The sequence below is a fragment of the Rhizobium sp. BK312 genome, assembly GCF_014193605.1.
Taxonomy (GTDB): domain Bacteria; phylum Pseudomonadota; class Alphaproteobacteria; order Rhizobiales; family Rhizobiaceae; genus Rhizobium.
Genome location: NZ_JACHZP010000006.1, coordinates 195,414 through 221,105, shown reverse-complemented (window position 1 = coordinate 221,105; position 25,692 = coordinate 195,414). Strand labels below are relative to the sequence as shown.

At 60.9% G+C, this 25,692-nt stretch carries 19 protein-coding genes; 11 read left to right on the top strand and 8 right to left on the bottom strand.

The window, feature by feature from the left end; genetic code table 11:
• Positions 1-165 precede the first annotated feature (165 nt).
• The 4 genes from FHT85_RS18540 (at position 166) to FHT85_RS18525 (ending at position 5,609) form a co-directional block, all read left to right on the top strand.
• On the top strand, positions 166-1,680 hold the full coding sequence (locus FHT85_RS18540) for a lipopolysaccharide biosynthesis protein (RefSeq protein ID WP_112412934.1): 1,515 nt from the start codon (positions 166-168) through the stop codon (positions 1,678-1,680).
• Between the two features lie 10 nt (positions 1,681-1,690).
• The gene (locus FHT85_RS18535) at positions 1,691-3,472 is read left to right on the top strand and encodes an alpha/beta fold hydrolase (protein WP_112412935.1); all 1,782 of its coding nucleotides are present in this window, start codon (positions 1,691-1,693) and stop codon (positions 3,470-3,472) included.
• Between the two features lie 63 nt (positions 3,473-3,535).
• Complete coding sequence (locus FHT85_RS18530) at positions 3,536-4,204, top strand: response regulator (RefSeq protein ID WP_015341537.1); 669 nt, start codon at positions 3,536-3,538, stop codon at positions 4,202-4,204.
• The gene (locus FHT85_RS18525; protein WP_112412936.1) at positions 4,194-5,609 is read left to right on the top strand and encodes a sensor histidine kinase; all 1,416 of its coding nucleotides are present in this window, start codon (positions 4,194-4,196) and stop codon (positions 5,607-5,609) included. The genes FHT85_RS18530 and FHT85_RS18525 overlap by 11 nt, the downstream gene beginning before the upstream one ends.
• A 158-nt stretch (positions 5,610-5,767) precedes the next feature.
• On the opposite strand, the gene FHT85_RS18520 is transcribed toward FHT85_RS18525, so the two are convergent.
• The 4 genes from FHT85_RS18520 to FHT85_RS18505 form a co-directional block, all read right to left on the bottom strand.
• Positions 5,768-6,649, bottom strand: a complete 882-nt coding sequence (locus tag FHT85_RS18520) for an ABC transporter permease (RefSeq protein WP_112336262.1) — start codon at positions 6,647-6,649, stop codon at positions 5,768-5,770.
• Positions 6,650-6,662: 13 nt separating this feature from the next.
• Positions 6,663-7,481 carry an ABC transporter ATP-binding protein gene (locus FHT85_RS18515; RefSeq protein ID WP_112336261.1) on the bottom strand — a complete coding sequence of 273 codons (819 nt, stop codon included), beginning with the start codon at positions 7,479-7,481 and terminating at the stop codon, positions 6,663-6,665.
• Positions 7,482-7,603: 122 nt separating this feature from the next.
• Positions 7,604-8,617, bottom strand: coding sequence for an ABC transporter substrate-binding protein (locus tag FHT85_RS18510; protein WP_015341541.1), 1,014 nt, complete (start codon positions 8,615-8,617; stop codon positions 7,604-7,606).
• A gap of 196 nt (positions 8,618-8,813) precedes the next feature.
• A complete protein-coding gene (locus tag FHT85_RS18505) occupies positions 8,814-9,827 on the bottom strand; it encodes an ABC transporter substrate-binding protein (protein WP_112412937.1) in 1,014 nt (337 codons plus the stop codon).
• 268 nt (positions 9,828-10,095) lie between these two features.
• Here FHT85_RS18505 and FHT85_RS18500 point away from each other — a divergent pair, with 268 nt between their 5' ends.
• The 3 genes from FHT85_RS18500 to FHT85_RS18490 all read left to right on the top strand — a co-directional run bounded on the left by FHT85_RS18500 (position 10,096) and on the right by FHT85_RS18490 (position 11,604).
• Complete coding sequence (locus tag FHT85_RS18500) at positions 10,096-10,404, top strand: hypothetical protein (RefSeq protein ID WP_112400775.1); 309 nt, start codon at positions 10,096-10,098, stop codon at positions 10,402-10,404.
• A 183-nt stretch (positions 10,405-10,587) separates the two neighbouring features.
• Positions 10,588-11,046, top strand: coding sequence for a helix-turn-helix domain-containing protein (locus FHT85_RS18495; protein WP_015341544.1), 459 nt, complete (start codon positions 10,588-10,590; stop codon positions 11,044-11,046).
• A gap of 318 nt (positions 11,047-11,364) precedes the next feature.
• Positions 11,365-11,604: a hypothetical protein gene (locus FHT85_RS18490; protein ID WP_112336496.1), complete on the top strand. Its 240-nt coding sequence runs from the start codon at positions 11,365-11,367 to the stop codon at positions 11,602-11,604.
• A 239-nt stretch (positions 11,605-11,843) separates the two neighbouring features.
• Here the strand turns inward: FHT85_RS18490 and FHT85_RS30565 are convergent, their stop codons facing one another.
• The gene (locus FHT85_RS30565; RefSeq protein WP_246780034.1) at positions 11,844-12,104 is read right to left on the bottom strand and encodes a hypothetical protein; all 261 of its coding nucleotides are present in this window, start codon (positions 12,102-12,104) and stop codon (positions 11,844-11,846) included.
• A 518-nt stretch (positions 12,105-12,622) separates the two neighbouring features.
• Here FHT85_RS30565 and FHT85_RS18480 point away from each other — a divergent pair.
• The 4 genes from FHT85_RS18480 (at position 12,623) to FHT85_RS18465 (ending at position 17,881) form a co-directional block, all read left to right on the top strand.
• Positions 12,623-13,927, top strand: coding sequence for an efflux RND transporter periplasmic adaptor subunit (locus FHT85_RS18480; RefSeq protein WP_112412938.1), 1,305 nt, complete (start codon positions 12,623-12,625; stop codon positions 13,925-13,927).
• Between the two features lie 9 nt (positions 13,928-13,936).
• Positions 13,937-17,080 (top strand): efflux RND transporter permease subunit, encoded by a 3,144-nt coding sequence (locus FHT85_RS18475; protein ID WP_112412939.1) that lies wholly within the window; start codon positions 13,937-13,939, stop codon positions 17,078-17,080.
• A 133-nt stretch (positions 17,081-17,213) separates the two neighbouring features.
• A complete protein-coding gene (locus tag FHT85_RS18470) occupies positions 17,214-17,459 on the top strand; it encodes a FitA-like ribbon-helix-helix domain-containing protein (protein WP_112412940.1) in 246 nt (81 codons plus the stop codon).
• A complete protein-coding gene (locus FHT85_RS18465; protein ID WP_112412941.1) occupies positions 17,456-17,881 on the top strand; it encodes a type II toxin-antitoxin system VapC family toxin in 426 nt (141 codons plus the stop codon). The genes FHT85_RS18470 and FHT85_RS18465 overlap by 4 nt, the downstream gene beginning before the upstream one ends.
• 21 nt (positions 17,882-17,902) lie before the next feature.
• Here the strand turns inward: FHT85_RS18465 and FHT85_RS18460 are convergent, their stop codons facing one another.
• From FHT85_RS18460 to FHT85_RS18450, 3 genes are read right to left on the bottom strand one after another with little or no spacing between them, the layout of a single operon-like run.
• A complete protein-coding gene (locus FHT85_RS18460; RefSeq protein ID WP_112412942.1) occupies positions 17,903-21,019 on the bottom strand; it encodes an efflux RND transporter permease subunit in 3,117 nt (1,038 codons plus the stop codon).
• Positions 21,016-24,135: an efflux RND transporter permease subunit gene (locus FHT85_RS18455; protein WP_183774213.1), complete on the bottom strand. Its 3,120-nt coding sequence runs from the start codon at positions 24,133-24,135 to the stop codon at positions 21,016-21,018. The genes FHT85_RS18460 and FHT85_RS18455 overlap by 4 nt, the downstream gene beginning before the upstream one ends.
• The gene (locus tag FHT85_RS18450; protein ID WP_112412944.1) at positions 24,132-25,643 is read right to left on the bottom strand and encodes an efflux RND transporter periplasmic adaptor subunit; all 1,512 of its coding nucleotides are present in this window, start codon (positions 25,641-25,643) and stop codon (positions 24,132-24,134) included. The genes FHT85_RS18455 and FHT85_RS18450 overlap by 4 nt, the downstream gene beginning before the upstream one ends.
• Positions 25,644-25,692: the final 49 nt, after the last annotated feature.

Genomic DNA, 25,692 nt, shown 5'->3' with positions numbered 1-25,692 from the left:
GGAGCGGCCAATATCAGAGAGAAAGAATATTAGCCGAAGTAAAAAACGAACTTATGGCAGCATTAAACCCTAAATATTAAGGCATATGAAATAGAGCTGACGCTATCTCCACGAAGAGCCGGATATGTGTATAGGTTCCGGCAATTTGAGGAACGGTCAGTCTTCATGACGAAGAGCATAATGGCAAATTCGGTTTTGAACGCCGCGGCGGGATTGACCCTGCTTGCGACCGGCTTTGCCTGTTCGATCATCGCGGCGCGTCTGCTTGGCCCGGAGGCCAACGGCATCATCGCCTTCTCCCTATGGCTGACGACAACAGGCGCGCTCGTCGCCGAGCTCGGGGCCGGCGTTACCCTGCTGCGCGTCCTGCCGCAGCTGAAGGGAAACGGCTATTCGACGGAAGAGCGGCTGGGTTTTGCCGCTTACCTTCTGCAGCCGACGATTCTCGCAACCGTCATCCTGCTCGCCGGCTATGTCGCCTATTATTGGGATACGGAGCGTTTGCACTGGGCGGGCGATGCATCTGAAGTCATTGCCATAACAGGCGTCTTCTTCGTTCTTCAGTCTCTTGGCGCCTATAGCAAAAACTATCTGATCGGCGAACAGCGGGTCAGCGCGTTCCTGCGCATCACCTTGATAAGCTCGGCGCTGCAGCTGATTACCGTCCTTGCGGGAGCGATCTTCTTTGGCGTCAGCGGCGCACTTGCCGGCTATGCGATCGGCCAGCTGCCGATGTTCATCGCGACGCTCAGAATCGCGATTGCCCGCAAGAACAGCTGCGGTGTCGGCCTTTCCGCTCTCGCCAGTTCGTCGCTCATTCTCTCGATCGAACTCATCAACAGCTCGATCTTCCTCAACCGCATCGAGCTTTTGTTCCTGCAGCATTACTGGGGCATCGAAGCGGTCGGCTTTTACGCCGTCGGCCTGTCGCTCGCCAACCTGGCGCTGCAGCTGCCGGTGCAGTTGAGCGGTAGCCTCTTGCCCTATTATTCCGAGCAGATGCACGCGAGGGAATCGGACAAGCTGCCGGTCGAGGTCTTCGCCGGCGTGGCGCGCAGCATTGCCTATATCACCCTGCCGATGAGTTTCGGTCTGGCAGCCATCTCGCCGGAACTTGTCGTAACGATCTTCGGCCCGGCCTTTGCGCCGAGCGGCGGCATGGTGGCGCTGCTGTCCCTGACTGCCGTGCCCTACGTCTTCATGCAGATCTGCACGCAATATCTCTATTCGCTGGATCGCGTGCGCGAACGCACCGTCATCGGCGTCGTCGCCAGCTTCGTCATGGTCGTCGGCTGCGCAGTCGCCGTGCCCTTCTACGGAGGCGAGGGTGCCGCGCTTGTTCGCCTGCTCACCTTTGTCGCCCTATGCCTGATGACGGTACGCCGCATGGAATTCGAAGGATCGACACGCGGTATGCTCATCAACCTTGCAAAAGTCACGGTTGCTGCCATTGTGTGCGCGGTTGCAGCCTATGGTTTCGTTCAGGCGCTGACCGGTGTCGCAGGCCTCGTAGGCGCCATCATCGCCGGCGCGCTGGCCTATGGCATTGCGCTCAGACTGCTGAAAGCCGTTCCAGCCGAAGATATCGACGTCATGCAGAAGATCGCGATGCGATTGCCTGCGCGCATAAATCCGATTGCCACTCAGGCTCTGGCTCTATTAGCGCCGCGCCGAATGTGAGGAGACTAGCATGGCTGGTTGGGGAGCCGCCGAAAAGCAGGGCAAGCAAGGGCAGACAAGATCCGCAGCCATCCCGGTAACCTTCGCCGGCACGGTCGGCTTGTTTACATCAGCCGTCACACCCTCGCGCGGTAGCGCTGTCTTGTTTCTCAGCCCCTGGGGTTTCGAGGAGATGTGCGTCCGCAAGTTCTGGCGGATTCTGGCTGAGGATCTCGCCGATATCGGCATATCGAGCCTTCGCTTCGATTACGCCGGCACGGGCGATGCGCTTGATCTGACCGACGAAGGCAAAGGTCTGGAGCCGTGGCATGAAACCGCTCTCGCGGCAGCAGCAAAGCTGAAGGCGCTTTCCGGCTGCGAGCGGCTGATCCTCGTCAGCCAAGGGCTTGGCGGAACCATCGCCGCCGCTCTCGCCGAGCGGCTTGACGGCATCGCCTTTCTTGCACCCGTCGTCTCAGGTCGCGCCTATCTTCGCGAACTGACCGTCTGGTCGAAGATGATCGATGAGAGCATGGGGCTTGCCGAAGCGCAGCGCCTGACGGAGGGCGTCACCGTCGCAAGCCTCCGGATGCCCGATAGCGCCGCCGATGCAGTGAAGAAACTGAACCTCATGACACTGGATCGGCTCGCGACGCCGAATTGCCTGGTGCTGACGCGCCCGGGCCGCCCCGGAGACACCGACTTCGCGCACCATCTCGAAACGCTCGGCCCCAAGGTCACGCAGACTTCCTACGAAGGTTACGACGATCTCGTCTCGAACCCGACCATCGCCACCATGCCGACCGAAACCGGCAGAAAAATAGTCGAATGGGTGCAGTCGGTCGCCGCCAAAACCGGTGAGGTCGCATCGACCGAACTTACGCCGCCCCTCGCGGAACCTCTCGTCGGCGAAGGCTTTCGCGAAACGCCGCTGCGTTTCGGCGCGGACAACCGCCTGTTCGGCATTCTCTGCGAGCCCGAAGGCGCGCGCACCGGCGCGACCGCGCTTCTCCTGACGACGGCCTATGACAGGCACGCCGGCTGGGGTCGTATGTCGGTCACCATGGCGCGCTCGCTTGCCCGCGACGGCATTGCCTCGCTGCGTTTCGATACGGCCAATGTCGGCGACAGCCCGCCGCTTTCCGGCGCCCCCGAGCAGGTGCTCTATTCCCGCGAACAGCATCTCGATGTCGCCGAGGCACTGGACCTGCTGGAGAGGCGAGCTCTACTGCCGACCTATGTGGTCGGGCGTTGCAGCGGCGGCTATCTCGCCTTTCAGGCAGCATTGCGCGATGCGCGCTGCCGCGGCCTCATCACGGTCAATCCCTACAGCTTCCATTGGGACGAGAGCCGATCGGTCGACGAAGCCCTGCGCTTTGCTCCCCGTTCGCTGGAAACCTATGGGCGCAAACTCCTGCAGATGGAAACGCTGAAGCGGCTCTTCGGCGGCCAAGTCGATGCAAGGAGCGCCATATGCAACATGGCGACCGGGCTCGGTCGGCGGGCGATACGAACGGTACGCCACCTGCTCGGTGCGTTCCCAATCTTCGCTGCGGCTCAAGGACCTGTGCTGGGTGGTTTCCGCACGCTTGCCAAGCGTGGCGTCGATATGTCCCTGATCTACAGCGCCCACGATATCGGGCTCGATCATCTGCATGACGAGTTCGGCGAGAACGGTGTCGGATTAAAGCATTTTCCGGACATACGCCTCACCATCATTCCCGAAGCCGATCACAATCTGACCCCGCCCTATGCGCGCAAGGTCTATTTGCGAGAGGTCCGGGAGATGGGTTTGCGGCTCGCCAACCGATGACGTACAGGCTGGAAAACCGCCGGAAATGTTCGCCATATCCGACACTTGCTGTATAGTCGCTCCATGAGGCTCCTGATCGTCGAAGACAACCGCGAACTGGCGTCCTGGCTCGGCAAGGCGCTGCGTCAGGCGCAGTATGTCGTCGATATTGCCTATGACGGCGAAGATGCCGAGCACATGCTGAAAGTCGCAGCTTACGCCATCGTCATCCTCGATCTGTCGCTGCCGAAGATGGACGGGCTGACTCTGCTGAAGCGACTGCGCCAGAGCGGCAACAAAGTGCCCGTCATCATCCTGACCGCCAATGCCAGCCTCGACGGCCGCGTTGCCGGCCTCGACAGCGGCGCCGACGATTATCTGGCGAAACCCTTCGAAATTGCCGAGCTCGAAGCGCGCATACGCGCGGCGGTCCGCCGCGGCCACGACCGCGCCGCGCCGGAGATCGCCGTCGGCGACCTGGTGTTCGATGGCGGCACTCGGCAATTCTCTCTGGCCGGAGAATCCCTGGCGCTGACACCGCGCGAGCACGCGGTGCTCGAACACCTGATCATGAAGGCAGGCACGACCGTTACAAAGGCGACGCTCTCCGAAAGCGTCTTCGGTTTTGACGATCTTGCCGATACCAGCGCCATCGAGATCTATGTGCATCGCGTCCGCAAGAAGCTCGAAGGCAGCTCCGTGCAGATCGCGACGCTGCGCGGCCTGGGTTATCTCCTTCGCCATGCGCAATGATGAGGCTGCACCACCCAAGGGCCTTGTAAGCCGCGCCCTCGGCGGGGTAGCGAGCAGTCTTCGCGCGCAGCTGTTTGCCTGGGTCGTATTGACCCTAATCGGCGCGATCTGCATCAACCTTTATCTAAGCTTCCGTTCCGCCGATGCGACGGCCGATCTTGTCACCGACCGTACGCTGCTCGCCTCCGCCCGCGTCATCGCGGAAGCGACGCATGTCGACGGAAGCGGCACCGTGCAGATCGATATTCCCCCGGCTGCGCTGGAGATGTTCGATACCGGCTATGGCGACCGCGTTTTTTATCAGGTGGTCACGGCATGGGGGAGCCTCATCGCCGGTTTTCCCGATCTGCCACGGCCGAAGCGGGATCTGATCGGCGAGGACATGACGTTTCGGACCGACGGCGTGCGTGTACTCATGCTGAGCCACCCGGTTGTTGGCCTTGATCAGGACAGCACGATTTCCGTCGCCGTTGCCGTTACTCATAACAGCCAATATGCCATGCGCCGCAGGCTGTGGCTGTCCGATTTCACCAAGCAGCTCGCGCTTGTCCTGCTTGCCGGGCTCGTCACCATCATCGGCCTGCAGCGCGGACTTACTCCCGTGCTGCGCCTGCGCGACGCCGTGCGCGAGCGTGGCCGCCAGCGTCTCGATCCGCTGGACCCTCACATGGTGCAGAACGAGCTTCGGCCGCTCGTCCACGCCCTCAATGATCACATGGAGCGGGTGCAGAACCAGATGGCGGCGCAGCGCCGCTTCGTCTCGAACGCCGCTCATCAACTGCGGACACCGCTTGCCCTGATCTCGACCCAGGCAAGTTTTGCTGCACGCGAAACGGACAATAACAGGCGTGACGAGGCGCTGACCGCATTGCGTTCGAGCACGCGACAGGTAACGCGGCTTGCGAGCCAGCTTCTGACACTCTCGCGTGCCGAACCCGGTAGCCGCCGACCGCGAAACGACACCATCGATCTGGCGGAAACCGCCCGGCGTGTGCTGGAAACCCTCGCCGAGGAAGCCCTGCGCCGCAATATCGATCTCGGGCTCGAGGCGGATGATACGGCGGTTCATATCGAGGGCGACGGCACCATGCTGCGTGAAATGCTGGTCAATCTCGTCGATAATGCACTGCGCTACACGCAAGCGGGCGGTCGCGTGACGGTCGGCGTCGGCCGTGACGGCGATACGGCCCTGCTATGGGTCGAGGACAACGGACCGGGCATCCCCGAAGCGGAACGCGCCCAGGTCTTCGAGCGCTTCTATCGCATCATGGGCACCGAACCGGAAGGCAGCGGCCTGGGGCTCGCCATCGTCCGCGAAGTCGTCGACGGCGCCGGCGGCTCGGTCATGCTTGACGAGGCGATGGGTGGCGGCCTGCTGGTCCGCGTGCGGCTGCCGGCTGTTTGAAGGGCGAAGTTAGTTCGCTGTCTTTGGTCGGCAAGTGCGGCAATTGCGGGATAGTCCCCTCTCCCCGCCTGCGGGGAGAGGGAGTCTCTACGTCGACACAAAAAAGGCCGGGCGAAACGCCCGGCCCCTGGCCTTGGGAGGTACTAGAAAATCAACGCTTAGTGCGTGTCGAGGCTCTGCTGCGGACGCCAGCGGGTGATGCGGTTTTCGATGAGCGTCATCACATATTCGGCGCCGAGCGTGACGACCATCACCAGGATGATCGCGGCATAGAGGCCGGCGGCATCATAGGTGCCCTTGGCGATCGAGATCAGGTAGCCGATGCCGGCCAGCGATCCCACGAACTCGCCAACGATCGCGCCGATGATGGCGAAGGAGAAGGAGATATGCAGGCTTGCAAAAATCCAGCTCATTGCTGACGGCAGGATGACGTTGCGGGTCACCCGCCAGTTGGAAGCGCCGAGGATGCGGGCATTGGCGATCATGTTGCGGTCGGCTTCGCGAACGCCCTGGAAGGCATTGGCGAACACGACGAAGAACACCATGATAAAGGCCAGCGCCACCTTCGACGCCAGGCCGAGACCCATGATCATCACGAAAATCGGCGCGAGAACGACGCGCGGGATCGAGTTGATCGCCTTGATGTAGATCGAGAGGATGTCGGAAGCCAGCTTGTTGCGGCCAAGGGCGACGCCGACGAGGACGCCGGTCACCGAGCCGATGATGAAGCCGATCAGAGCTTCTTCCATGGTGACGCCGAGGTGATACCAGAGCGAGCCGCTCTCGGTGCCCTCGGTGATCCACTCCCAGAGGCGCAGTGCGATCCCGTATGGGCTCGAATAGAAGAACGGATCGATCCAGTGCAGGTCGGAGGCGAGCTGCCAGAGGCCGAGGATGGCAAGCAAAATGCCGATCTGCCATGCCTTGACGACATACTTGCGACGAGCGAGCGCCTTCAGCGCTGCGGCTTCGATTTCCGCGTCCGAGGTGCCGGCGCGGAAGATCGGAGCATTGCCTGCTTCGAGAGCTGTATTTGCCATGATCAATCCTCCCTTATGCCGCTTCCGCGGCACGGCGATAGCTGGTTTCGACCTCTTCGCGCAGGTCGTCCCAGATCGTCTTGCAATAATCGATGAAGTTCTGCTCGTAGCGGATCTCCGAGACGACGCGCGGGCGCGGCAGGTCGATCGTGTAGACCGATTTGACCGTCGCCGGGCCGGCCGTCAGCACATAGACCTTGTCGGCGAGCGCAACGGCTTCTTCGAGATCGTGCGTCACGAAGACGACGGAAGCCTGGCGTTCGGCCCAGAGCTTCAGCAGTTCCTCATGCATGACCGTGCGGGTCTGCACGTCGAGCGCCGAGAAGGGCTCGTCCATCAGCAGGATTTCCGGCTCGTTGATGAAGGTCTGCGCCAACGAGACGCGCTTGCGCATGCCGCCCGAGAGCTGATGCGGATAGTGATGCAGAAACTTGGAAAGACCGACGCGGGCAAGCCAGTCCTTGGCCATCTTCTCGGCCTCGGCCTTCGACTTGCCGCGGAACAGCGGGCCGGCCATGACGTTTTCGATGACATTCTGCCAGGGGAAGAGCGCATCCGTCTGGAAGGCGAAGCCGACGCGCCGGTCGATGCCGTTGACCGGGCCACCCATCAGGCGGACTTCGCCGGCGCTTGGCTTGGCAAGGCCGGTGACGAGGTTGAGCGTCGTCGACTTACCGCAGCCCGTCGGCCCGACAACGGCGACGAATTCGCCGCGCTCGACGGTCATGTTGAAATCGCGTAGTGCGGTCAGCGACTTGCCGGTCGGCGATACGAAACGGCGGCTGACATTGATGAGCTCTATCGCCGGGGTGCGGCTTTCATCCTGTTGCATGGTGCTGATCCTGACGCGTGCCTTCAGGGCGTGCACGCAAAGCCCAGTGGAACTGCAAAGTCTCTTGAACTGCCGCTTCCGGAACCTGCCTGAAAACTGGCCGGAAGCGGCGTTCTGACTGTTTACTTGACGTTCTTCACGAATTCCGTCGTGTAGGTCTTCGACAGGTCGATCGTCTTGCCCTTGACGTTCTTGGAGAACTGCGAGAGCACGGCGAGAACGGTCTTCGGACCATCTTCCGGCATCACGCCGTCGGCGGTGAACATTTCCTTGCCGGCGTCGAGAGCCTTGATGTAGCCGTCCTTGTCACCGACGTAGAAGTCCTTCGGCATCTTCTCGGCAATTTCAGCGGCGGAATGCGTATGGATGAAGCGCAGCGTCTTGACGAAAGCGTTCGCGAGCTTCTGCACTTCTTCCTTATGAGCGTCGACCCATGCGGCATCCATATAGAGCGAGGCCGCCGGATAGGTACCGCCAAGCGCCTCTTCGGTGCCCTTCAGCGTGCGCAGATCGACGAGGATCTTCGCTTCCCCGGTCTTGAGCAGTCGCGAAATCGTCGGCTCAGTGGTCATGCCCACCTGGATGGCGTCCTGCTGCATGGCAGCGATGAAAGTCTGACCGGCGCCGACCGGAACAGGCGTGATGTCAGCCGGCGAGAGGCCAGCCTTCGACGCCATGTAAAGCGTCAGGAAGTTCGTCGACGAGCCGAGGCCGGTGACGCCGGCGCGCTTGCCCTTCAGGTCGGCGAAGGACTTGATATCGGGATATTTGGCCGAAACCAGCTCGACTTCGCCGGGTGCCTGGCTGAACTGCACGACCGATTTGATGAACTTGCCCTTGGCTTGCAGGTCGACGCAGTGGTCGTAGAAACCGACGACGCCCTGAACGGCGCCTGCCAGCAGCTGGTTTTCGGCGTCGACGCCGGCGGATTCGTTGAGAAGCTCGACCTCGAGGCCTTCATCCTTGAAGTAACCGAGCCCTTCGGCAAGCTTGGCCGGCAGATAGATCTGCTTTTCGTAGCCGCCCACCATGATGGAAATCTTGTCGGCAGCATTGGCGGCCGTGGCTGCAAGGGAAGCAGCTGTCATGACGAGGGAAAGGGCTACGGTATGAAAAAACGTGCGCGATGGACGCATCAATGTCTCCTCCTGTTTTATTCTTGCGCCACACGACGCTCTGGAAAGGCGCTTCCTCCACGAAGCTCAACGAGACTAGCGCGGGCAACCTTTCAGTCAGCTTTCAGTGCGCAACCCTGCGAGGGAACATTGCGATTTTATTAACGCGGACGCCGGCGGCTCGATATGCCGCCGGCGCCGGAAATGCTACGGCGCACTATTTGGCGTTTTTGACGAATTCCGTCGTGTAGGTCTTCGACAGATCGATCGCCTTGCCCTGCACGTTCTTGGAGAACTCGGAAAGCACGGCAAGAACGGTTTTCGGGCCGTCTTCCGGCATTACGCCATCGGGCGTGAACATCGCCTTGCCGTTTTCAAGCGCCTTCACATAGCCTTCCTTGTCGCCGACATAGAAGTCTTTCGGCATCTTGTCGGCGATCTCGGCGGCCGAATGCGTGTTGATGAAATGCAGCGTCTTGACGAAAGCATTCGCAAGCTTCTGCACCTCCTCCTTGTGATCATTGACCCACGACTCCTGCATATAAAGAGACGCAGCAGGATAGGTCCCACCCAGGGCGGCCCTTGTCCCGGCCATCGTGCGCATGTCGATGAGAACCTTGGCCTCGCCGGTCTTCAGGAGACGCGAGACCGTCGGCTCCGTCGTCATGCCGGCCTGAATGGCATCCTGCTGCATGGCGGCGATAAAGGTCTGGCCGGCACCAACCGGAACGGAGGTGAATTCCCCCAGCTTCAGTCCGGCCTTGATGGCCAGATACTGCGTCAGGAAGTTGGTCGAGGAACCAAGGCCGGTGACGCCGAGGCTCTTGCCCTTGAAGTCAGCGGGGGATTTGATTTCCGGATGCTTGGCCGACACCAGCTCGACTTCGCCCGGCGCCTGGCTGAACTGCACGACGGATTCGACGAACTTGCCCTTGCCCTGAAGGTCGATGCAATGGTCGTAGAAGCCGACGACGCCCTGGACGGCGCCTGCCAGCATTTCGTTTTCCGCATCGACGCCGGCCGGCTCGTTGAGAAGTTCGACGTTCAGCCCCTGCTCCTTGAAATAGCCAAGCCCTTCGGCAAGCTTGGCCGGCAGATAGATCTGCTTTTCGTAACCGCCCACCATGATGGAAATCTTGTCAGCGGCGTTGGCGGCAGTGGCAGCAAATCCGGCTGCGGCTATCGCAATGGAAAAAGCCGTCGAATATCTAAGAATGCTGGATGCACGCATGAAGTTCTCCTCTCCAATTGTGTACCGGCGCCGATTGACAACGGCACGGCACGCGCTTCCTCCTGAAGCAGGAGAGACATGCACGCCCAACCTTTCATTGAACTGAAAGCAAGTTCTTGACTATCGCCTGTTGGCTTCGAATGCCTGCGGTTTTCCGCAGCGGCGACGGAAAGCCCGATTTCTGCACAACGAGAAGCATTCCTCCACCTTGGCATTTCCCGCATCGCGACTATCTAAGATGGAACGCTTTCGCTGGGAGGGATCACCGATGAGGACCATTGCCGCAGCCCTTGTCCTAATGACGATCACGGTAGCCGGGCCGGCATCGGCGATTTCCCGCTACGAATCGCTCGGCAAGACCTGCGCATCGGTACAGCAGCTTATCGCAGCCGAACGGGCGGTAATATTGCGCTATCCTTCGTCCCGAGGCGGCCCCGTTCTGTACGACCGCTATGTGGCCGGCCGCGGGCAATGCGGCATCTCCGACTATGCCAGCCGCGCTTATGTTCCCACCAGGGATAACCCGCTCTGCCCCGTCTATAATTGCAAGCCATCCTCCATTTTCAATCCGCATTGACGCGAATCACCTTTTCTGAGGTTTATGCGGGGGCGGATTATAAACTTTGCAGCAAAAGACTTTCAGTTGAGTTACACTCATATTTAACGCACATTTTGCGGGCAGATGAAGGACGCGTCCCTTCCCGAGAAGGGTACGAGCATGGTGTTTCCACCAGCCCCTAAGTGATAAGGAGATTGCGCCGTGAGTGCAAAAGTACCGAATCCGATCGATGCCTATGTTGGCTCTCGCGTGCGCACGCGTCGTCTCATGCTTGGCATGAGTCAGGAGCGGCTTGCCGAACAGATCGGCGTGACGTTTCAGCAAGTGCAGAAATACGAAAAGGGCACCAATCGCATCGGCGCCAGCCGGCTGCAGGCGATTGCCGGCGTGCTGGCGGTACCGGTTGCCTTCTTCTTCCAGCAGGATAATTCGCAGCCGCTGAACACCGATGGCCTCGGCGCGATCAATGGTCTGGAAGATCTGTCGGACTTCCTGACATCGAAAGAGGGCCTCAGCCTCAACAAGGCGTTCATGAAGATCAACGATCCCAGCATTCGCCAGTCCGTGCTGACGTTGATCAAGTCATTGGCAAACGCTTCCGACGTTCTGCCAAATCATATTCCGCATGCAGCGGACGCGTCAGTCGGTCTGCGCAACTAAGGCTGCCGCTCCCGCGAGAATAACGATGCGGTCGATCCGAGGCAGGCCGAATGCTGCTTTGGGCCTGCGCAGGATTGTTGCCAACAACTGTGGTGCGGGCCGGTCTGGCCAGTCAAGCTATCGACGCCGAGATTGCGCCTCGTTGCAATTTTCTCCGTGCCTGACCTTTGGAGGCGGTAAGAGCGGAATTTGCCGCAACCAAGCGTCGTGTCACGCTGCATGTCACGCGCCAACCTGCAAAACTTTCGTTACGGTTTGCTCATGTTCCCGGCCAGACACGATTCGTCTGCCGGGAACGGGGGCAATAGAGGGTACGAAATGACATCAGCACTTCCGATCGACGCAGCATACCAGGATCCTGACTCGCTCAAAGAACTGGCATCAATCGCTCGGCTCATCACCTATGCACGGCAAAGCGCCAAAAACCTGAACGCTGAATTCCCGGTCTGGTGCCTGGACTTGGCACTCGGGGCCGTGCTGCAGGAAATGTATGAAAATGGCTTGCCCAATCCCTTGTTCGAAACGGGAACGGACACAGCAAAAGTGGTGGCACACTGAATTTAAATAATTCCGGCTGTTGCGGGATACGAAATGATGCCGGTATGGCTCCCCAGGCCATATCGGCATTTTTCTTATGAGGCGACCGTCAGGACGACGAGGTTGTCGCATGCCGGGTGGAAGCTAAAGCACTTCCAGGAAAAGTGCGCAGCGGTTTTCCGTCAGGAATGCGTTGGGAAATAAGAGCATAGAGCGTTTTCGCGATTCAAAGAAAAGTGGAAACGCTCTAGCGGCGCGGTTTAGCAGCCGTCCTTGCGCGGCCGGACGCCGGCGGTAAAGATCGCGATGCAATGACGCAGATGGCGCAGCCGCATTTCGCGGTCCGTCCAATCCTTCGGACGGCCCGGTCTCGAGATCATAGCATCGAAGATCATGCTCATCAGCATACGCGCCCCGCTTGCCGCATCGGCAATCTCGATCACGCCGCGCCGCTGCTGCTCGAGAAGCCAATCCGCCAGCATCCGCTGCGATTGCTTGCCGCCGTAAGTATGCAGCAACATCGCGATCTCCGGAGATTGTTGCGATTCACTGATGGCGAGATGAATAAAAGCGTCCCGTTCACGCTCCTGATCTTCATCAATATCGATCATGAATATCTGCTCAAGCGCCTTGTCGAACGGCAGGTTCTCATCCTCTGGCCGCGGCAGGGCCAGCATGGATGCGCGATGCTCGGCGATGATGGCTACAAACAGATCAGTCTTGCTCGGAAACAGCCTATAGAGGGTCTGCTTCGAAATCCGACATCGCGTGGCAACCAAATCCATGGTTGTGCCAGCATATCCGAGTTCGTAGAAGATCGCTCGCGCCTCTCTGACGATCTCAGCGCGGCGCTCATCGTCGCTCACGGTTTTCGGACGACCGCGCGGGCGGCGCGTGGCAGCCTGGTCGGCCTTGGCTGTTCGTTCCTTTGTCAGCACACCGAATTGACCCCAACAACCGAATACGATTGACATTTGACGCTGTATAAATATTTTCGGTACGACTTGGTACTATAAATAAGGCAACAGGAAATAGCAACGTGCGAAAGCTCGCTCCTCCCACTTCTGCACTCGTATATCCGCCGACATCCAACCGCCTTTCAACCGGCCGCTCTTCGCTGACCGCCGCAGGATTGATCGCTGCGATGTTACTGGCCGGCTGCAATCAGCAGAATTCCGCGCAGAACAATGCGCCGGTCGTAAAGACAGAAGTCAGCGCGATGTCGCTGCATCCGCAATCCGTCGCCATCACCGCCGAACTGCCTGGCCGCACCAGCGCCTATCTTGTCGCCGAAGTGCGCCCGCAAGTCGGCGGCATCATCCGCAGCCGCAATTTCAAGGAAGGCAGCGAAGTCAAGGAAGGCGACGTCCTCTACGAGATCGATCCTTCGTCCTACCAGGCATCCTATGACAGCGCTGCCGCGGCCTTGCAAAAGGCTCAAGGCGCCTTGCCGAGCGCCCAGTCGAAGGTCGATCGCTACAAGAGCCTCACCCAGCAGGATGCGGTCAGCAAGCAGAACCTCGACGACGCGGTTTCCACATTGGCGCAGGCCAACGCGGACGTGGCATCCGCAAAGGCCGCGCTGGAAACGGCGCGCATCAATCTCGACTACACCAAGATGCGCGCGCCGATCGCCGGCCGCGTCGATGCCTCCACGGTCACGGTCGGCGCTCTCGTCACCGCCGATCAGACCACGGCGCTGACAACCATCCGTAAGCTCGATCCGATCAATGTCGATGTCACGCAGTCGAGCACCAACCTGCTCGAATTTCGCCGCGCCGTCGCGGAAGGCCGGCTGAAGACCAGCGGCAACAATGTTTCGGTTCACCTGACGCTCGAAGACGGCAGCCAATACAAGGAAACCGGCACGCTGCAGTTTGCCGAATCCTCCGTTGCGGAAACGGTCGGGACGATCACCGTGCGCGCTGTCTTCCCCAATCCGGATCGCATCCTGCTACCGGGCATGTATGTTCGGGCCACCATTCAGGAAGGCATTGCCGAAAACAGCTTCCTAGTGCCGCAGCGCGCCGTGACCCGCAACACGAAGGGCGAACCGATCGCCATGTTCGTGACTGCGGAGGGCAAGGTACAGCAGCGGGTGTTGAAGGTGGAACGCAGCATCGGCAATAGCTGGCTTGTCAACCAGGGCGTCGCCGACGGCGATCGCGTAATCGTCGAAGGCGTTCAGCGCGTCCGCGACGGTCAGGAAGTTACGGTGTCTCCGGTAACGATCGACGATGCGACCGGCGAAGTGAAGCAGGCAGCCGCCGATGGCAAGCCGTCTGCCGAGCAGGCCGGGCTGGAAAAGACCGATATGAAAGCCGCCTCCGGCGTCCAGAAGTGAGGTTAGACGATGTCTCGTTTTTTCATCGACAGGCCGATCTTTGCCTGGGTGATCGCCATCGTCATCATGCTGGCGGGCGCACTTTCGATCTTCACCCTGTCGATTTCGCAATATCCACAAATCGCGCCGACGACGGTCAGCATCAGCGCCACCTATTCCGGCGCTGACGCGGCAACCGTCGAAAACTCGGTGACCAAGGTCATCGAGCAGGGTATGACGGGTATCGACAACCTCGACTACATGACCTCGACCTCGACCTCGACGGGTCAGGCCTCGATTTCATTGACCTTCACCAACAAGGCCGATCCCGACGTCGCGCAGATGCAGGTGCAGAACAAGCTGCAACTCGTCACCGCACAGCTGCCGCAGACCGTGCAATCCACGGGTATCGTGGTTTCCAAGTCGACGTCGAACTTTCTGATGGTCGTGGGCTTCGTATCGACTGACGGCAAGCTTAACTCGAACGACCTTGCCGACTACGTCGACAGCACCCTCAACGACACGCTGAAGCGCATCGAAGGCGTGGGCAACACGCAGATCTTCGGTTCCGGCTACGCCATGCGCATCTGGGTCGATCCGGACAAGCTCGCCAAATACCAGCTGATGACGTCGGATGTCGTCTCTGCCATCCAGGCCCAGAACTCGCAGGTCTCGGCCGGCCAGCTCGGTGCATTGCCGCAGCGCAAGGGCCAGGAGCTAAATGCGACCGTCACGGCCAAGAGCCGTCTGCAGACGCCCGAGCAGTTCAACAACATCATCCTCAAGAGCCAGCCGAACGGTTCGCTGGTTCGCCTGAATGACGTCGCCTCGGTCGAACTCGGCGCCAAGAGCTACACGACGTCGAGTACCTATAACGGTCATCCCTCGGCCGGCCTGGCGGTGATGCTGGCCTCGGGCGCCAACGCCATCAATACGGCGGAAGCGGTCCGCACGACCATCAACAATCTCAGCCAGACGCTGCCGCCGAATGTGGAGATCGTCTATCCCTACGATACGACGCCCTTCGTGAAGCTGTCGATCGAGGACGTGGTCAAGACCCTGTTCGAAGCCATCGTGCTCGTCTTCATCGTCATGTTCGTCTTCCTGCAGAACATCCGCGCCACGCTGATCCCGACGCTCGCCGTCCCGGTTGTGCTCCTCGGCACTTTCGGCGTGCTGGCGCTGTTCGGCTATTCCATCAATACGTTGACCATGTTCGGCATGGTGCTGGCGATCGGTCTATTGGTCGACGACGCCATCGTCGTAGTCGAAAACGTCGAGCGCGTGATGGAGGAGGAGGGATTGTCGCCGCGCGAGGCGACGATCAAATCGATGCAGGAAATCACCGGCGCGCTGATCGGCATCGCCACCGTGCTTTCGGCCGTGTTCATCCCGATGGCCTTTTTCTCGGGTTCGGTCGGTGTCATCTACCGGCAGTTCTCGGTGACGATCGTCTCGGCGATGGTGCTGTCCGTCATCGTTGCTCTCATCCTGACGCCTGCCCTTTGCGCCACCATTTTGAGAAAGCCCAAGCATGGCGCCAAAGAGCGCGGTCTGTTTGGCTGGTTCAATCGCAACTTCGAGCGGGCAACGCATCGCTACCAGCGCGGCGTTCACGGCATGATCCGCCTCAGCATCGTCTTCCTGCTGGTATTCGTCCTCATCGGCGGTGCCGTTGCTGCTCTGTTCAACCGCCTGCCGAGCTCCTTCCTGCCGGACGAAGACCAGGGCATCCTGCTGACCGCTATTCAGCTGCCGCCGGGCGCCACGGATTCACGCACCAAGGCCGTGCTCGACCAGGTGAGGAACTATTATCTCAACACCGAGAAGGACTATGTCGAAGGCGCATTCGCCGTCGCCGGCTTCGGCTTCAGCGGTCAGGGCCAGAACGTCGGCCTCGTCTTCGTGAGGCTGAAGGACTTCGACCTGCGCAAGACGCCGCAATCCAAGGCGCAAGCGATCGCACGCCGCGCGATGGGTGCTTTCTCGAAGATCAAGGACGGCAACGTCTTTGCGCTGGCGCCGCCAGCCATCCCCGGCTTCGGCAGCTCGAGCGGCTTCGACTTCTTCATCAAGGATATCAATGGTGCCGGTCACGCGGCACTGATCGCTGCCCGCAACCAGTTGCTCGGGGCCGCCGGCAAGAATCCGAAGCTCGCCGGCACCCGTCCGAACGGCCAGGAAGATACGCCGCAATTCTCCTTGAACATCGACGAGGAAAAGGCGAGCGCTCTGAATATCAGCCTGGCCGATATCGACTCGACCCTGTCGACCGCCTGGGGCGGCACCTATGTCAACGACTTCATCGACCGCGGTCGCGTAAAGCCCGTCTATGTTCAGGCCAACAAGGATTTCCGCATGCAGCCCGAGGATTTCGGTCGCTGGTACGTGCGCAACTCCAGCGGCGACATGGTGCCCTTCTCGGCCTTCTCGAACGGCGAATGGAATTACGGTTCGCCGCGCCTGGAGCGCTACAACGGCTCCTCCGCCGTCGAAATCCAGGGTGCGGCCGCGCCGGGCGTCTCCTCGGGCGACGCCATGAACGAGATCGACAAGATCATGGCGACCCTGCCGCCGGGCTTCAGCCACGAATGGACGAGCCTCTCGGCCCAGGAAAAGCTCTCGGGCAACCAGGCGACCCAGCTCTACGCCATCTCCATCCTGGTGGTGTTCCTGGCACTCGCCGCCCTCTATGAGAGCTGGTCGATCCCCCTCGCCGTTATGCTGTCGGTGCCGATCGGCATCTTCGGTGCGCTCTTGGCTGCAACCCTGTTCGGACAATCGAACGACGTCTACTTCAAGGTCGGCCTGCTAACGACGATAGGTCTGGCGGCGAAGAACGCCATCCTGATCGTCGAGTTCGCCATCGAACAGCAAAACCAGGGCAAGAACCTGATCGACGCCACGCTGGAAGCATCGCGCCAGCGCCTGCGGCCGATCCTGATGACCTCGCTCGCCTTCATCCTTGGCGTCATGCCGCTGGCGATCGCCAATGGTGCGGGTTCGGGCAGCCAGAACTCGATCGGTATCGGCGTCATGGGCGGCATGATCTCGGCTACCGTGCTCGGCGTCTTCTTCATCCCGCTGCTCTTCGTCTCGGTGCGCCGTGTCTTCAAGGGTACGGTTAAGTCGACGGCAGCGCCGGAGTCCGCCAACTCTGACGTGGCGCATTAGGACCTCTCCACTCGCTCTCGCGAAAAAGAGAGCGGGTGGTTGAAATCTCGATCACGGATCGGCTGCTTTGGTCTTGATTTGCCAAATCTGTCATCAATGATTAATATGCAATCATTGATGACAGGACATTTCTATGGCCAGTATGACGATCCGCAACATCGATGATCATCTAAAGACCCGGCTGCGCATTCGCGCTGCCGCACATGGGCGATCGATGGAGGATGAGGCGCGAGATATTCTGCGAGCGGCCTTATCGACGGAAGAAAAGCGTCAGCCCAATTTAGCCGAGACAATTCGTCGTCGCATGGCTGCAAGCGGTGGGGTCGTGCTGGATATTGCCCCACATGAACCAATCCGCCCGGTCGATCTCGATCCATGATCATTCTCGACACGAATGTCATTTCGGAACTATTGGCGCCATCGCCATCGCCGGTAGTTGAAGCTTGGCTCGCTGCCCAGCCTCCTCTCGCCATCTTTACGACGGCAACGACGGAGGCGGAAATCCTTTACGGCCTCCGGCTGCTGCCCGCGGGCCGACGCCGAAGCGAATTGGAAGCTGCCATTCTCCCGATCTTCGAAGAGGATTTCGCCGGAAGAGTTCTTCCCTTCGATAGTGAAGCCGCGGGAGTTTATTCCTTCATTGCAACATCGCGGCGTCGGGCCGACAAGCCGATCAGCCAGTTCGATGCTCAGATCGCCGCAATTGTAGCGTCGCGAGGAGCAACCCTTGCAACCCGCAACGTGTCGGATTTCCTGGACACCGGAATAGCTATCGTCAACCCGTGGGACTATCAGGGCTGATCCGGTCCGTCCGCTAAGCACTCAAATTGATAGCGGAGATATTGGCGGTTCCGAGGCTGCAGTCTGCGGTTTCGGCGACCATTTTGCGTGCAGCTTGGCAAGCATCAGGTAGATGATCGGCGTGGTATAGAGCGTCAGCACCTGCGACACGACAAGGCCGCCGACGATGGTGATCCCAAGCGGGCGGCGCAGCTCCGCACCGGGCCCTGTTGCAATGATCAACGGGATGGCGCCCATCAGCGCGGCGAGCGTCGTCATCAGGATGGGGCGGAAACGCTTGAGGCAAGCCTGATAGATGGCTTCCTCTGAAGACAGGCCGAGCGTGCGCTCGCCCTGCAGGGCGAAATCCACCATCATGATGCCGTTCTTCTTGACGATGCCGATCAAGAGAATGATGCCGATGAAGGCGATGATCGTCAGCTCCGTGCCGCTGATGGCGAGCGCCAGCAGCGCGCCGAGACCGGCCGAAGGCAGCGTCGAGATGATCGTCAGCGGATGTGCCAGGCTTTCATAGAGAATGCCGAGAACGATATAGACCGTCAGCAATGCCGCCAGGAGCAGGAGCGGCTGGCTACCGGACGACTGGGTGATGCTCGCGGCATCGCCGGCGAAATCCGCATGCAGCGTATCGGGCAGATGCATGTCGAGCACCGCCTTCTGAATGGCGTCGTTCGCCACCTGCAGCGGCGTGTTGAGCGCCAGATTGTAGGAGATGGTGACGGCGGGATATTGACCCTGGTGATTGACCACCAGCGGCGCGAGCGTCCGGTCGATCGACGCCACCGCGCTCAACGGCACCTGCGTGCCGCCGGAGGCGGGCACGTAGAGCTTGGAAATATCGCTGGGATCGAGCGCATAGTCGGGATTCGCCTCCAATACGACACGATATTGGTTGCGCTGCGTATAGATCGTCGAGATCTGCCGTTGCGCGAAAGCATTGTTGAGCGCGGAATCGATGGACTGGATGTTGACGCCGAGCTGGGACGCGAGGGTACGATCGATATTGACGGTCGCCTGCAGGCCGTTGGGCTGCCTGTCGGTGGCAACATCGGTCAATCCTGGAAGAGCCTGCAGGCGTTCCAAAACCTTAGGCGCCCACTCCACCAGCTCGTCGTAATTCGCACCCCAGATCGTGAATTGATATTGCGATTGCGACTGGCGCGCGCCGGCGCGGATATCGCCCGGCGAAAACAGGAATGTGCTGAGGCCCGGAACCGCCATCAACTGCTTGCGGAGCCGGTCTATGACATCGGCGGTCGGCGCACGCTCCGATTCCGGTTTCAGCGAGATGAAAAGCTGGCCCCGATTGACGGAGCTGGAAAAGCCGCCCCCGCCGACGGAAGAGCCGACACCTGACACCGCCGGGTCCTTGGCAACCATATCCGCCGCCAGCTGCTGGAGCTTTACCATGGCCGGATAGGAGATATCGGTCGCGGCCTGCGTCCCGCCCTGGATAAAGCCGGTGTCGTCCTGCGGAATGAAACCTTTTGGAACCTTGACGTAGAGATAGCCCGTCATGACCACACAGGCGATGATGACGACGACCGAAAGGAGGCGGTGATGCAGCACCGCCTGTAGCGTGCGGCCGTAAAAGCCTGTAACGGCGCTAAGCGTGCCTTCGACGATACGGCCAAACGGGCCAGGCCGGGCATCGATATCGTGCTGACGCAGTCGATGGCCGCAGATCATCGGCGTCAGCGTGAGGGATACCAGTGTCGAAACGACGATAGTGAAGCCGAGCGTCAGCGAGAAAGTCTGGAAGAAGCGGCCGACGATTCCGCCCATGAAGAACAGCGGAATAAAAGCAGCAAGCAGCGACAGGCTGATCGAAATGACCGTGAAGCCGATCTGCTTGGCGCCTTCGAGCGCCGCCCGCATCGGCTTCATGCCGGCTTCCAGATTGGCATAAATGTTCTCGATCATGACGATGGCATCGTCGACGACAAAGCCGACGGAGACGGCAAGCGCCATGAGAGAGAGATTGTCGATCGACAGCCCGAAGAGCCACATCGCGGCAAAAGTGCCAGCAAGCGACAGAGGCACCGTCACGCCCGCGGCAAAGGTCGGCGTTGCTCGTCGCAGGAAGACGAAGACAACGGCCATGACCAGGCAGATGGTAGCAAGCAGCGTCCATTGCATATCGGTGACGCTTGCATGAATCGTGGTGGTGCGGTCGGACAGGATGGAAACATTCACCCCGGCAGGAATGAGCCGCTGCAGCTCCGGGATCAGCTGCTTGACGCCATCGACGGTGGCGATGACGTTCGCATCCGCCTGCTTGGTGATATTGAGCAGCACGGCCGGCTTGCCGTCGTACCAGGCATCCGAGCGGCTGTTGCGCACACCCGGCTCGACAGTGGCGATATCCGAAAGGCGAACCGCCGTGCCGTCGCCGCTGCGCACCACGATCCGCCCGAAGGCTTCCGGCGTCTTCAACTGGCTGTTGACGGCGACGGAGAAAGCGCCGCTCGCACCGTCGATCGAGCCGAAGGGGCCGAGCACGTTGGCATTGACGATCGCCGTACGGACGGCGTCGAGCGAGAGGCCCATGGCCGAAAGCCGGTCCGGATCCAGCCGGACGCGGATGGCGGGTTGGTCGGCGCCGCTCACGGTCACACCGCCGACGCCGTCCACCTGCGAAATGCGCTGCACCACCACGGTATCGGCTGCATCATAGATGGCGCTCGGAGAGACATTGTCCGAGGTCAACGCGAGAATGAGAACGGGGGCCGCAGCCGGGTTGATCTTGCGGAAGGACGGGAGAGTGGGCAGATCTCCGGGCAGGTCCGTCGCAGCCGCGTTCAGTGCCGCCTGCACATCCTGCGCGGCACCATCGACGCTGCGCGACAGGTCGAACTGGATGATGATCGTGCTCGATCCGAGCGAGCTGACGGACGTCATTTGAGTGACGCCGGCAATAGTCCCAAGATGACGCTCCAACGGAGCGGCCACGCTCGCCGCCATACTGGCCGGATCGGCCCCGGGACGGCTTGAAGAAACGACAATGGTCGGCAAATCCACCGTCGGCAGGCTTGCCACCGGCAGGAAACGATAGGCAACGATGCCGAGGATCACCAGCCCGATCGCCAGAAGCGTCGTCCCGACAGGGCGTTTGATAAACGGCTCGGAAATGTTCATCTCTCGCCACCCGCCAATTCATTCATCTCGGCGCTCGGCGTACCGCTGGTGCGGCCGACGACCTTGGCGCGCAGCCGCTCGAAGGCGAGATAGATCACCGGCGTCGTATAGAGCGTCAGGAGCTGCGAAAGCACGAGACCACCGATAATGGTGATACCGAGCGGAATGCGCAACTCCGCACCCGTACCCTGCGCCAGCGCCAGCGGCAAGGCGCCGAAGAGTGCCGCGAGCGTCGTCATCATGATCGGTCGAAAACGCAGGATAGAGGCTTTTAGAATGGCCTCGCGCGGCTCCAGGCCTTCCTTGCGCTCCGCCTCCAGCGCGAAGTCGATCATCATGATCGCATTCTTCTTGACGATACCCATCAGGAGCACGATGCCGATCAACGCGATGATCGAGAGATCCTGCCCGAACAGCATCAGCGCCAGCAGCGCGCCGACGCCAGCCGAAGGCAGCGTCGAAAGAATCGTCACCGGATGAACGGCGCTTTCATAGAGCAGGCCGAGCACGATGTAGATCGTCACGATTGCCGCGAGGATCAGCCAGGGCTCGCCCGCCAGCGACGAGGCAAATTCCTCGGCATCGCCGGAATATTTGCGCTGGATATTGTCGGGCATATCGATATCCCGTTCCGCCGCCTTGATCTCGGCGACGGCATCGCTGAGCGACGCGCCCTTGGCGAGATCGAAGCTAAGCGTCACGGCCGGAAACTGCTCGTCATGGCTGATGACCAGCGGCGCGGTCGTGAAACTCGCCGTCGTGAAGGCATTGAGCGGCACCTGGGTATCGCTTGCACCGGCGACATAAAGCTTATCGAGCGATTTCGGGTCGGACTGATATTGCGGCGCAGCCTCCAGGATGACGCGATACTGGTTGGCCTGGCCATAGATCGTCGCGATCTGCCGCTGGCCGAAGGCATCATTCAAAGTATCGCTGACGGCCTGCATCGATACGCCGAGCCGAGAGGCGGTTTCGCGATTGACGTCGACGAAGATGCGCCCGCCGCCCATCTCGACCTCGGAAGAGACATCGATGAGCTTCGGGCTTTCCTGGAGGCGCTGGGCGAGCTTCTGCGACCAGTCGACCACCGTGTTCGTGTCCGTGCCCGTTAGCGTATATTGATAGGGCGCACGGCTGGCCCTGGTGCTGATCGAAATATCGCGAACGCTCTGGAAGGTGACATGGATGCCGGGCAAGCCCGTCACCTCGCCGCGCATCCTGTCGATGATCTGATCGGCGGACGCGTTACGCTCACTCCGCGGCTTCAGCACGAGACTGAGATTGCCGGTATTCAGCGTCAGATTGCTGGCACTCGCACCGATGACGGAGACGACGCCTGCGACATCCGGATCCTTGCGCAGCCGGTCGACCACATCGGCCTGGATCTGCTTCATGGTTTCGAAGGAGGTCGTCGGCTCGGCTTCGATGATGGCGGTGATGAGGCCCGTGTCCTGCGCCGGCAGGAAGCCTTTGGGAATGACGACATAAAGGGCGATCGTCGCAGCCAGCGTCACCACCGTCACCAGCAGCATGAGACGGCTGCGATCCACGGCCCAAACAAGGCTTCGCCGATAGCCCTCAACCATCCAGTCGGTGAAACGGTCGGCACCGGCCAGAAAACCGCCCTGATGCTCTTTCGGCTTGCGCAGGATGCGCGCGCACATCATCGGCGTGAGCGTCAGCGAGACGACGGCCGACACGACGACGGCAATGGTGAGCGTCAGTGCGAATTCCCGGAACATACGGCCGACAATGCCGGTCATGAACAGCAGCGGAATGAAGACGGCGACCAGCGAGACGGTGAGCGAAATGATCGTGAAGCCGATTTCGCCGGCGCCCTTCAGGGCGGCCTGCATCGGGTTTTCGCCTTCCTCGATATGGCGGGCAATATTCTCGATCATCACGATGGCGTCGTCGACGACGAAGCCGGTGCCGATGGTCAGCGCCATGAGCGAGAGATTGTCGAGGCTGAAGCCGGCGAACCACATCACCCCGAAGGTTGCGATCAGCGACAGCGGCAGGGCGACGCCGGCAATAAAGGTCGCCGTCATCGTCCGCAGGAAAAGCAGGACGACCAGGATGACGAGGCCGATGCTGATGACCAGCGTCCACTGCACATCATGGATCGAGGCGCGAATCGTCTCGGTGCGGTCATTGACGATATCAAGCGAAATACCGGCCGGCATCGCCTGCTTCAGCTTCGGGATCTGCTTCAGCACGTTCTCGACCGTCTGGATGACGTTGGCGCCCGGCTGGCGCATGATATCGAGAATGACGGCGGGCTGGCCCTGAAACCAGGCGCCGACACGATTGTTCTCCAGCCCCTCGACGACCGTTGCGACGTCTTTCAATTGCACCGGCGCGCTGTTGCGGTAGGCGACGATGACCGATTTATAGACGTTCGGATCGACGATCTGGTCGTTGGCGGCAAGCGTGAAGCTCTGTTGCGTGCCGTCGAGCGAACCCTTCGCGCCGGCAACGCTGGCATTGGTGATTGCCGAACGGATATCCTCCAGGGCAAGTCCGTAGGAGGCGAGACGCGGCAGGTCCACCTGGATACGGATGGCGGGCTTGACGCCGCCTTGGATAACGACGTCGCCAACACCGGAGACTTCGCTCAGGCGCTGCGCCATCATGGTATCGGCAAAGTCGCTGAGTTCGCGGATCGAATAGCTGTTGGAGCGCAGCGCCAGCGTCACGATCGGCGTATCGGCCGGGTTCACCTTCGAGTAGGTCGGCGGATAAGGAAGCGTGCGCGGCAAGGTCGATCCGGCAGCGTTGATCGCCGCCTGAACGTCCTGCGCGGCGCCATCGATATCGCGGCCGAGATCGAATTGCAGCGTGATCTGGCTGATGCCGAAGGCGCTTGATGAGGTCATCGACGCCAGCGACGGAATCTGACCGAGCGGCCGCTCCAGAGGTGCCGTCACCAGCGCCGCCATCGTATCGGGATCGGCACCCGGAAGCTGCGTCGTCACCTGGATCGTCGGAAAATCCACCTGCGGCAGCGGCGCGACCGGCAGGAAGAGAAAGCCGAGAATGCCACCCAACAGCACCGCCACCCCGAGGAGCGAGGTGGCGATCGGCCGGGAGATGAAGAGCGACGAGACGTTCATTGTTGCTGCGTCGGCGTGCCGGAGGAATTGTTGGAGGCCGAGCCGCTGCCCGCATCCGCACCCTGCTCGCCGCCGGCGCCAGGCTGACCATCCTGGCCGCGATGGCCATTATGCCCGCCGGCACTGCCCTGCCCGTCCTGGCCACCGGTTCCACCTTGGCCGTTGTGCCGACGATGCGGGCGCTCGCTCGCATTCGCTGTGCCGGCACCGCCATTCTGCGAATCGTTCTCCGCGACGGGCTGGCCTTTATTATCGGTTGACGGAGCAGCCGGCGACGCCTGATCCGGATTGGCCGAAATCTGCACCTTCGATCCATTCTGCAGCCGGGCGAAACCGGTCGTCACCACCTTGTCGCCAGGCGCCACACCCTCGGCGATGACGGCAAGCGTATCGTCCTGCTGGCGCACCCTCACCGGCTTCATCGCGACGGTCTGATCCTGACTGATGAGGTAGACAAAGGTGCCGTTCGGCCCGCGCTGGACGGCGCCGCTCGGGATGACGGTGACGCCCTTCAGCGTCTCCACGAGCAATCGGGCATTGACGAAGGCGCCGGGCCAGAGCGCCAGCTTGTCGTTCGAGAAATTCGCCTTCAGCCTGACAGTACCAGTGGTGGGGTCAACCTGATTGTCGACCACACCAAGCGAACCATTGTCGACCACCGTCTCGCCGTCGTTGCCCAAAGCCTGGACGGAAAGCGTTCCGGCCGCGCTTGCCGCGTTAACGCGGGCAAGCTGCTGCTGCGGAATGGAAAACAGCACGGAGATCGGCTTGATCTGCGAAAGCGTGACGATACCGGTCGTATCGCCGGAGCTGACGAGATTGCCGATATCGACGTTACGGATGCCGGTGCGCCCATCGAAGGCCGCCCTGATCGTCGTATAATCGAGCGTCGCCTGCGCGCTTTCGATCGCCGCGACATCCACCTGGACCTGCGCGGTATATTGCGCCACCAACGAGGTCTGCGTGTCGACCTGCTGCTGCGTGCCGGACGCGCTCTTCACCATCATCTGATAGCGGGCGAGATCGCGCTGGGCGCCTGCAAGCAAAGCTTCGTCCTGCGCCTTCTTGGCGATCGCCTGGTCGAGCTGCGCCTTATAGACGGAATCGTCGATGCGGGCGATGATATCGCCCTTCTTGATGTCCTGGCCCTCGACGAAATTGATTTCGACGATTCGTCCGCTGACCTGCGCGCGCACCGTCACGGCATTCAGGGCCTTCACCGAGCCCACGCCGTTGATATAGACAGGGACATCGGCCGTCGTCGCATCCGCGGCGAGCACCGGAACCGGTCCATTGAACTGCGACATGCTGCGCCGTCCGCCACCGCTGCCGCCCTGCCTTTGGCCACCACGGCGTCCGTCCTGGGCTTGCTCTCCCGGTGCTGCGGCATTTTGGTAGCCAAGCAGCTTCTCCGCCGGCCCAAGCCAACGATCGCGGGTCACATAGGCGCCATACCCGACGGCGCCGATCACTGCCAACCAAACGACGACCCGAAACGTCCGAGCCATTCACCCACCTCTTCAAATCCCCGGGGTGATCGACGATCTCCCGCTATTC